This window comes from Faecalicatena contorta (genome assembly GCF_022835095.1).
Taxonomy (GTDB): domain Bacteria; phylum Bacillota; class Clostridia; order Lachnospirales; family Lachnospiraceae; genus Faecalicatena; species Faecalicatena contorta.
On record NZ_BQNQ01000001.1, the window covers coordinates 5,007,107 to 5,014,629 of the forward strand.

At 42.1% G+C, this 7,523-nt stretch carries 7 protein-coding genes; all 7 read right to left on the reverse strand.

Annotated features, from left to right (window positions below):
• Positions 1–40: 40 nt before the first annotated feature.
• Complete coding sequence (mnmG, locus tag MWG26_RS22315; protein WP_025653877.1) at positions 41–1,933, reverse strand: tRNA uridine-5-carboxymethylaminomethyl(34) synthesis enzyme MnmG; 1,893 nt, start codon at positions 1,931–1,933, stop codon at positions 41–43.
• The gene (gene mnmE / locus MWG26_RS22320) at positions 1,899–3,311 is read right to left on the reverse strand and encodes a tRNA uridine-5-carboxymethylaminomethyl(34) synthesis GTPase MnmE (RefSeq protein ID WP_117440546.1); all 1,413 of its coding nucleotides are present in this window, start codon (positions 3,309–3,311) and stop codon (positions 1,899–1,901) included. The genes mnmG and mnmE overlap by 35 nt, the downstream gene beginning before the upstream one ends.
• A gap of 187 nt (positions 3,312–3,498) precedes the next feature.
• Complete coding sequence (jag, locus tag MWG26_RS22325) at positions 3,499–4,362, reverse strand: RNA-binding cell elongation regulator Jag/EloR (protein ID WP_025653879.1); 864 nt, start codon at positions 4,360–4,362, stop codon at positions 3,499–3,501.
• 31 nt (positions 4,363–4,393) lie between these two features.
• Complete coding sequence (locus tag MWG26_RS22330; protein WP_025653880.1) at positions 4,394–5,683, reverse strand: YidC/Oxa1 family membrane protein insertase; 1,290 nt, start codon at positions 5,681–5,683, stop codon at positions 4,394–4,396.
• Positions 5,684–5,695: 12 nt separating this feature from the next.
• Positions 5,696–5,908 (reverse strand): membrane protein insertion efficiency factor YidD, encoded by a 213-nt coding sequence (gene yidD, locus MWG26_RS22335; RefSeq protein ID WP_025653881.1) that lies wholly within the window; start codon positions 5,906–5,908, stop codon positions 5,696–5,698.
• A gap of 5 nt (positions 5,909–5,913) precedes the next feature.
• The gene (rnpA, locus tag MWG26_RS22340; RefSeq protein ID WP_025653882.1) at positions 5,914–6,255 is read right to left on the reverse strand and encodes a ribonuclease P protein component; all 342 of its coding nucleotides are present in this window, start codon (positions 6,253–6,255) and stop codon (positions 5,914–5,916) included.
• Between the two features lie 57 nt (positions 6,256–6,312).
• Positions 6,313–6,447, reverse strand: coding sequence for a 50S ribosomal protein L34 (gene rpmH, locus MWG26_RS22345; protein WP_025653883.1), 135 nt, complete (start codon positions 6,445–6,447; stop codon positions 6,313–6,315).
• Positions 6,448–7,523: the final 1,076 nt, after the last annotated feature.

Genomic DNA, 7,523 nt, shown 5'->3' on the forward strand with positions numbered 1-7,523 from the left:
ATAAAATATCTTTATCTTATCATTCATTCTCAAATACATCCTATCTGCTTTCAAGATAGACTAAAAGCACGGAAATATCTGCAGGTGATACTCCTGATATTCTGGAGGCCTGCCCTATGGATGATGGACGCATTTCTGTTAATTTCTGTTTTGCTTCGATCCGCAGACTCTTGACTTCATTGTAATCCAGGTCATCCGGGATGATTTTACTTTCCAGCTTTTTGAATTGTTCCACCTGCCTCTGCTGGCGGCGGATATATCCGTCATATTTGATATTAATATTTACCTGCTCTACTACATCAAATGGAAGTTCTTTTCTCTGTCTGTCTATGGGAGCCAATGATTCGTACGATAGCTCCGGGCGGCGGATCAGTTCTGCCAGTGTTGTTCCTGATGTGAGCGGTGTGCTTCCGAAAGACTTCAGAAGACTCTGCACATCATCTGATGTTCCTATATTAGTATGTTCAACCCTCTTGATTTCCTCTTCTATCATTTTTTCTTTTTCCAGAAGTTTCTTATACCGCTCCTCTCCTACCAGGCCAACTTCGTAACCGATTTTTGTCAGACGCAGATCTGCATTGTCCTGCCTCAGCAGCAGACGGTATTCCGCTCTTGATGTCATCATACGATAAGGCTCGTGACTCTCTTTTGTCACAAGATCATCTATAAGAACCCCGATATAGCCCTGTGAACGGTCGATGACGATTCCCTCTTTTCCCTGCAGTTTTCTTGCCGCATTGATTCCCGCTATCAGTCCCTGGGCGGCCGCTTCTTCATAACCTGAACTTCCGTTAAACTGTCCCCCGCTAAAAAGGCCCTTCAAATTTTTAAACTCCAGCGTGCTTTTCAGCTGTCTCGCATCAATACAATCATATTCAATTGCATAAGCATTTCTGACAATTTTAACATGTTCCAGTCCGGGCACGCTGCGATACATGGCATACTGAACATCTTCCGGCAGGGAACTGGACATGCCGCCAACATACATTTCATTTGTTTCAATTCCCTCGGGCTCTATAAATACCTGATGCCTGTTTTTATCCGCAAATTTTACAACCTTATCCTCGATGGACGGGCAATATCTGGGCCCTGTTCCCTCAATCATACCGGAGTACAACGGCGAACGGTCCAGGTTTGCCCTGATAATTTCATGTGTCTTTTCATTTGTGTAGGTAAGCCAGCAGGACGCCTGTTCAATCTGGACCTTCTCAGGATCCGTGGTGAAGGAAAAAGGTACGACTCTCTCATCCCCCTTCTGCTCCTCCATCTTACTGAAATCTACAGAATTTTTATCAATTCTGGCAGGAGTTCCTGTTTTAAATCTATACATCTTAATCCCCAGACCTTTCAGACTGTCAGTCAGATGATTTGCGGCCTGCAGCCCGTTTGGACCCGTATACGTACTTATATCTCCGTAAATACATCTTGCCTTCAGGTAAGTTCCCGTACAAAGTACAACTGCTCTGCAGCGGTATATAGCCCCTGAGTAAGTTTGGACTCCGGTCACTCTGCCTTCTTCCGCCAGAATGTCCGTAACTTCCATCTGGCGGATATCCAGATTCTTCTGACTTTGAAGCACCTGGCGCATGGTCCTGCTGTAATTAGCCTTATCCGCCTGAGCCCGCAGCGAATGAACAGCCGGCCCCTTTGACTTATTAAGCATCTTGGACTGGATAAATGTCTGGTCAATCACCTTTCCCATCTCACCGCCAAGTGCATCTACTTCCCTTACAAGATGCCCTTTAGAACTGCCTCCTATATTCGGATTGCACGGCATCAGTGCAATACTGTCCACACTCACCGTAAATATAACTGTCTTAAATCCCAGCCTTGCCGCAGCCAGAGCCGCTTCGCATCCCGCATGCCCCGCTCCGACAACTGCGATATCATATTCGTCTTTATTTTCCCATACAGAATTTGCTGAATATTTCATTTACTAAATCTTCTCCTATCGTTTCTCCAGTTATGCTGCCCAGTGATTCATATGCATCCATCAGATCTATAGAGAAAAAATCCTCCGGCATCTGATTCTCAATACTCTCAATTACTTTATTTAAACTTTCACAGGCATCCTGCAGGGCAGCCTTCTGCCTTATGTTCGTTATATATACCTGGTCATTAAAGGATATTTCTCCCTTCAGGAACATCGTTTTTAGTATTTCTTCAAATTCCTGGATTCCTTGCTCTTCCTTTGCTGAAATGTCAATCATAGGAATATCTTTTGAATAATTTCCTGCATTTTTTGTTTTTTCAAATACTCTCTCGATTGTATTCTGCAGGATTTCCTTCGTTACAACTGTTTTCAGGTCCGATTTATTTAATAATATGATGCATTTTTTTCCTACAGTCAACTGAATTATGTCTTCGTCATTCTTATCCAGTGGTCTTGATGCGTCGGCCACATAGATAATTAAATCCGCATTTTTCACATAATCTCTTGCCTTATCCACACCCATTTTTTCTATGATGTCATCCGTCTCCCTGATTCCGGCTGTGTCTACCATATTCAAGGTCAGCCCGCCCATCTGAATCTGCTCTTCCAGGGCATCCCTGGTAGTTCCCTCGATATCTGTTACAATGGCTCTTTCCCGGCCGGATAGGACGTTCAGAAGGGAGGATTTTCCCGCATTAGGTTTTCCTGCAATAACGGTCTGTATTCCCTCTTTCATGATGCGACCGCTGTCTGAAGAATCAATCAGTTTTCTGATGTCCACTAAAATATCATCAATGACATATTTTAATTTCTCACTATAACCATCAATATCTATGTGCTCCGGATCATCCAGAGCAGTTTCTATAAAAGCTGTTTGGTATATTATTTTATTTCTTATGTCTTCTATTTTATTTCTAACATTTCCTTTTAATTGACTTATAGAACTTTGCAGGGCATATTCATTTTTAGAAGTAATTACATCTATGACAGCTTCAGCCTGAGACAAATCCATCTTGCCGTTTAAAAATGCGCGCTTTGTAAACTCCCCTGGTTCCGCCGGCCTGGCTCCATTCCTAATGACCGTCTCCAATACTCTTTTTACCACATAATTTCCGCCGTGGCAATTGATTTCTACTGTATCCTCACCGGTAAATGTACGAGGGGCACGCATCAGCATGACTAGTACTTCGTCTACTGTCTCCTGTTTATCTTTTACATATCCATAATGTATGGTATGGCTTTCAGCTTCTAAAAGCCTGTCCTTCCCTCTATATATCCTGTCTATGACCTCAAATGCTTCCGGGCCGCTGATACGTACAATCCCAATGCCTGAATTCGTCATTCCCGTAGAAATCGCGGCGATCGTATCTTTTCTCATTTTAAGCCTCCCCATGATCTGTGAGGAATTTTCCGGCAAATGGATAACCGGAAAGTCCCTCACATTATCCTAAAACTTTTAAAATATAATAACCCCATCATATAAAATTAAATTTTTAAAAAAGACGTTTCACGACTTCACGAAAGCATCCGTGAAGCGGAAACGTCCTCTTTCGCTTCAAATTCATTTATCTTTTTAAGGTAACAACTACTTTTCTGTACGGCTCTTCCCCTTCACTATGTGTTGTTACATAAGGGTCAGACTGAAGCGCCGCGTGTATGATCCTTCTCTCGTAAGGATTCATCGGCTCCAGAGAAACTGGTCTCTTAGAACGTTTTACCTTGTAGGCAATGTTCTTTGCAAGATTCTTCAGTGTCTCTTCTCTTCTTGCACGGTAATTCTCTGTATCAAGCTTCACACGCACATAACCGTCCTGATGCTTATTGGCAACCCGGTTAGCAAGATACTGCAGTGCATCCAGTGTCTGTCCGCGCTTTCCAATGAGGAGTCCCATGTTATCCCCCTTCATCTCTACACCCAGCGCGCCATCGGCATCCACATCAGAGATCAGCTCTACGGTCATACCCATTGCATTTAATGTATCACGCAGGAAGGCTTCAACAGCTTTTTTGGTTTCCTCTTTTACTTCTGCAAGCTCAGCTTCATGTCTGATTGCAGGCTGTGCTTCTGTCTTAGCAGTATCTTTTTTTACTTCATTTTTAACTTCATTCTTAAATTCACGCTTAAACTCATTCTTAGCTTCTTGCTTCACTTCTTTTTTATAATGTTCTTTTTTCTTGAACTCTCTTGCCGGCTCTTTCTTTACCTCAGGTTTCTCTTCTCTTTCCTCTGCCTTTGGTTCTTCCACTACAGGCTCCGGCTTTCTTCTTGCCTCGATTACAGCCTGTTTCATACCTATTCCAAGAAATCCGGCGCTTCCTTTTTCAATCACCTCATATTCAAGCCTGTCGCTGGTAACACCTAACTGGATCAATGCTTCTGTAATCGCATCATCTAATGTTTTTGCTGATACTCTGATACTACCGTTCATGCTGTATCCCTACCTTTCTACACCGACTCTCCTACTTACCTTCATCCTTTTTATCTGTTGTGCTGTGACCGCTGTTATACTTGCTTACCATATTGGCCTTAGAAGCAAGACTGCCCGGCTTCGCACTCTTTGTATACTGTGCTGCATTTTTCAGGCGTTCTTCGCGCTCAGCTTCAGATATCTTTGATTTTTTCTTATCTTCTACATTTCTGGTGCTCGTTGTTGCCATTCTGTTGATTTCTTTTGCGGATGTTCCCTTTTTCTCACGTTTCTTGGCAGCCTTTTTCTGATTCTCCGCAATCAATTCATCCGTTGACTTTTTGCCAAGATATTTGTTGATTGCCAGCTGCTGTACGCATCTTACAACTGCACTGATTGCCCAGTAAAGACCAAGACCTGCGGGAAGTGTGAATCCCATGAATACGGAAAACAGCGGCATTGTATATGTCATTGTCTTCATGGAGTTGGCCATCGTATTGCCTGGTTCAACCTGTGGCTGCGGCTGCAGTTTTACACTGATAAACTGTGTAAGACCGGCCATGATCGGGATAATAACTGCTAATATTATACCTAAAATTGAAAAATCTTTGATTGCAGCCATTAACATTGTAAAAGGCGCTTCGCCGATGTTAATACCGATAAAACTGTTCAGATGTCCTACTGTCTGTGTGGTGGATTCCACAATATCCTTCAGAGAAGGAATCTTGTCCACTAGAGTATTCCATGTGCTGTCCTGGAATTTATACAGCGCATTCACAAGTGTATCTGCCTGTGAATAATCGTAAGATTTTGCGCTCATAAGTACAGGTTTTGCTTCCCCGATCTTTTCCATGATCTTCTGGAAACCGTCCGTTGCCATGATCTGGTTTACAACCGGCATATAAACATCTTTTACACCCTTAACATAATTCGGTATATTCTGAATAACCGGATACAGAGCAAAGAGAACCGGCATCTGGATCAGCATTGGAAGACATCCGCCTGTAGGTGAAGTACCGTACTTCTCATATATAGTCTGCATCTCTTCCTGCTGTTTGAGCATGGAAGCCTGGTCTTTTTTGTTTGCATACTTTTTCTGAATCTTCTGAATTTCAGGATTCATAACCGAAGACATTTTAGACCATTTCTGCTGTTTGATCGTAAGCGGAATCATCAATGTATATATGACGATTGTAAAAAGGATGATACAGATACCGATATTCTGTATCCCAAATACACCATCTAACACATTGTAGATTCCATTCATCAATTTTCCAAGCAGCCAGGAAATCTGATGAATAATTGGCCAGTCTGCATAACCTGCAGCTAAAGTTCCATACATCTCTTATCCTCCTTAAGGTACCGGATCATATCCGCCTTTTGCAAATGGATTGCAGCGCAGAATTCTCCAGATTGTGAGGGCGCCTCCCTTTACAGCACCGTATTTTTGAATTGCTTCAATACCGTACTGTGAACAAGTCGGCGTATAAATACAGTGATACTGCGTCTTCAATCCGGACAGATACTTCTGATAAAATCTGATAAGCCCTATAAAAATATGCTTCATCTGCGTCACTTCCCTTTATATATTTCATGAAGCTTTCCCAAGTGGATAAGTGCACTCTCAATCTCATGGTAACACTTCTCTTTTGCACTTACTCTGGCTATTACGACTATATCAAGTCCACTTTGGAAATGTTCTTCTAAAAGCCGATAACTTTCTCGGATCAACCTTGTCAGATGATGCCTGACAACACTGTTCCCCACTTTTTTACTAACGGAAATACCGAGCCTGTTTTTGTCCAGCCCATTTTCCTTCACATACATCACAAGATACTTATTAGCATAAGATCTTCCGCTTTTATAAACAATTTGAAAGTCATTATTTTTTTTCAAAGATTCGGAAAATTTCATTGAATTCCCTTTGCCTTTTTCTTTTATAAATAGAAGAAAAGGCCACATAGATGCGGCCTAAGCTGATAACTGTTTTCTTCCTTTTGCTCTTCTGGCAGCTAAAACTTTTCTTCCGCCTGGTGTGCTCATTCTTGCTCTAAAGCCATGAACTTTTGCTCTCTGTCTTTTCTTTGGCTGAAATGTCATTTTCATCGCAGATACACCTCCCTTTGATTGATATACTTATTATAAAGTATTACAATTATTATCACTTTCGCCTGCCGTCTTTGTTAAAAAATATATACCTATATAATACACAAAAAAGACACTGCTCTTAATTATATTCAAAAAAAGGGGGGAAGTCAAGCTATTATGGGGAATTTTATGCGAAATTACGGATGTTTGGGTAAGGGGGGGGCGCTAAGGAAGAGGTGTGGCTTGCTCCTGGGGGAGTGTGTATGCTGATTCAAATCCCGACCGTTCACGAAGAAGATGTAAACGAAAAAACAGGTAAAATTGAGGGACTTGCCGCAGTTGACCCAAAATCTTGATGATTTTGGGCCGCCGGCGGCAACAAAATTTGTTTTGGTAAAACAAATTTTGCCCTCAATTTTACCTGTTTTTTCGCTAACATCTTCTAACGCTTACTTTGAGGGATTCTGAATCAGCATACACACTCCCCCAGGAGCAAGCCACACCTTTTCCTTAGCTGGGTTCATCCAATCGGCAGCATTGCGGCATGGACGTTGACGGATAGCTTATAGGGACTTTATGCGGGGGCAGTGGATCTGCCCTGACGACGCGGAGCTGGGATTTGTATTTTATACTAAGTTTCCTGTAACTCACGTTTTGACGTGCGGGGCTGTTGCATGGCTACTGAATAAATTATATCTATATAATTTCCTATAATACCTGTCTTACAGACGGGTCACGTATACCCCCGAAATAAATTATACTCAAAAGCCCCCTGTAACCTAATCCTTGCGGACGGCTCCCCAATACAATTAAAAAATATTCGATCAAAAAAACCACATTAACACTCCGCACAGCCAGTTACCATCCGCTGCCCCCGTCCGAACCCCACCCACTAAGAATCATCCCTTTCCTCTTGCTGCAGCACCCCTCACATCCTTTTATAGAGCGTCCCCTCATCCTTTCACTCACAAGTTCGTTATCTACATTCTTATGTGGATAATATGTGGATAAGTGTTGGATAAGGTGTTGATTAAATTTTATTTTTGATTTTAACCCATGCAAACATACGCGTTTAAATTGTTCATAAAGTTATA

Bases quoted from the DNA above. Each gene is read 5' to 3' on its own strand.
- MWG26_RS22330 (WP_025653880.1), bottom strand. From the start codon at position 5,683: ATGTATGGAACTTTAGCTGCAGGTTATGCAGACTGGCCAATTATTCAT.
- rpmH (WP_025653883.1), bottom strand. From the start codon at position 6,447: ATGAAAATGACATTTCAGCCAAAGAAAAGACAGAGAGCAAAAGTTCAT.
- rnpA (WP_025653882.1), bottom strand. From the start codon at position 6,255: ATGAAATTTTCCGAATCTTTGAAAAAAAATAATGACTTTCAAATTGTT.
- jag (WP_025653879.1), bottom strand. From the start codon at position 4,362: ATGAACGGTAGTATCAGAGTATCAGCAAAAACATTAGATGATGCGATT.
- yidD (WP_025653881.1), bottom strand. From the start codon at position 5,908: ATGAAGCATATTTTTATAGGGCTTATCAGATTTTATCAGAAGTATCTG.
- mnmE (WP_117440546.1), bottom strand. From the start codon at position 3,311: ATGAGAAAAGATACGATCGCCGCGATTTCTACGGGAATGACGAATTCA.
- mnmG (WP_025653877.1), bottom strand. From the start codon at position 1,933: ATGAAATATTCAGCAAATTCTGTATGGGAAAATAAAGACGAATATGAT.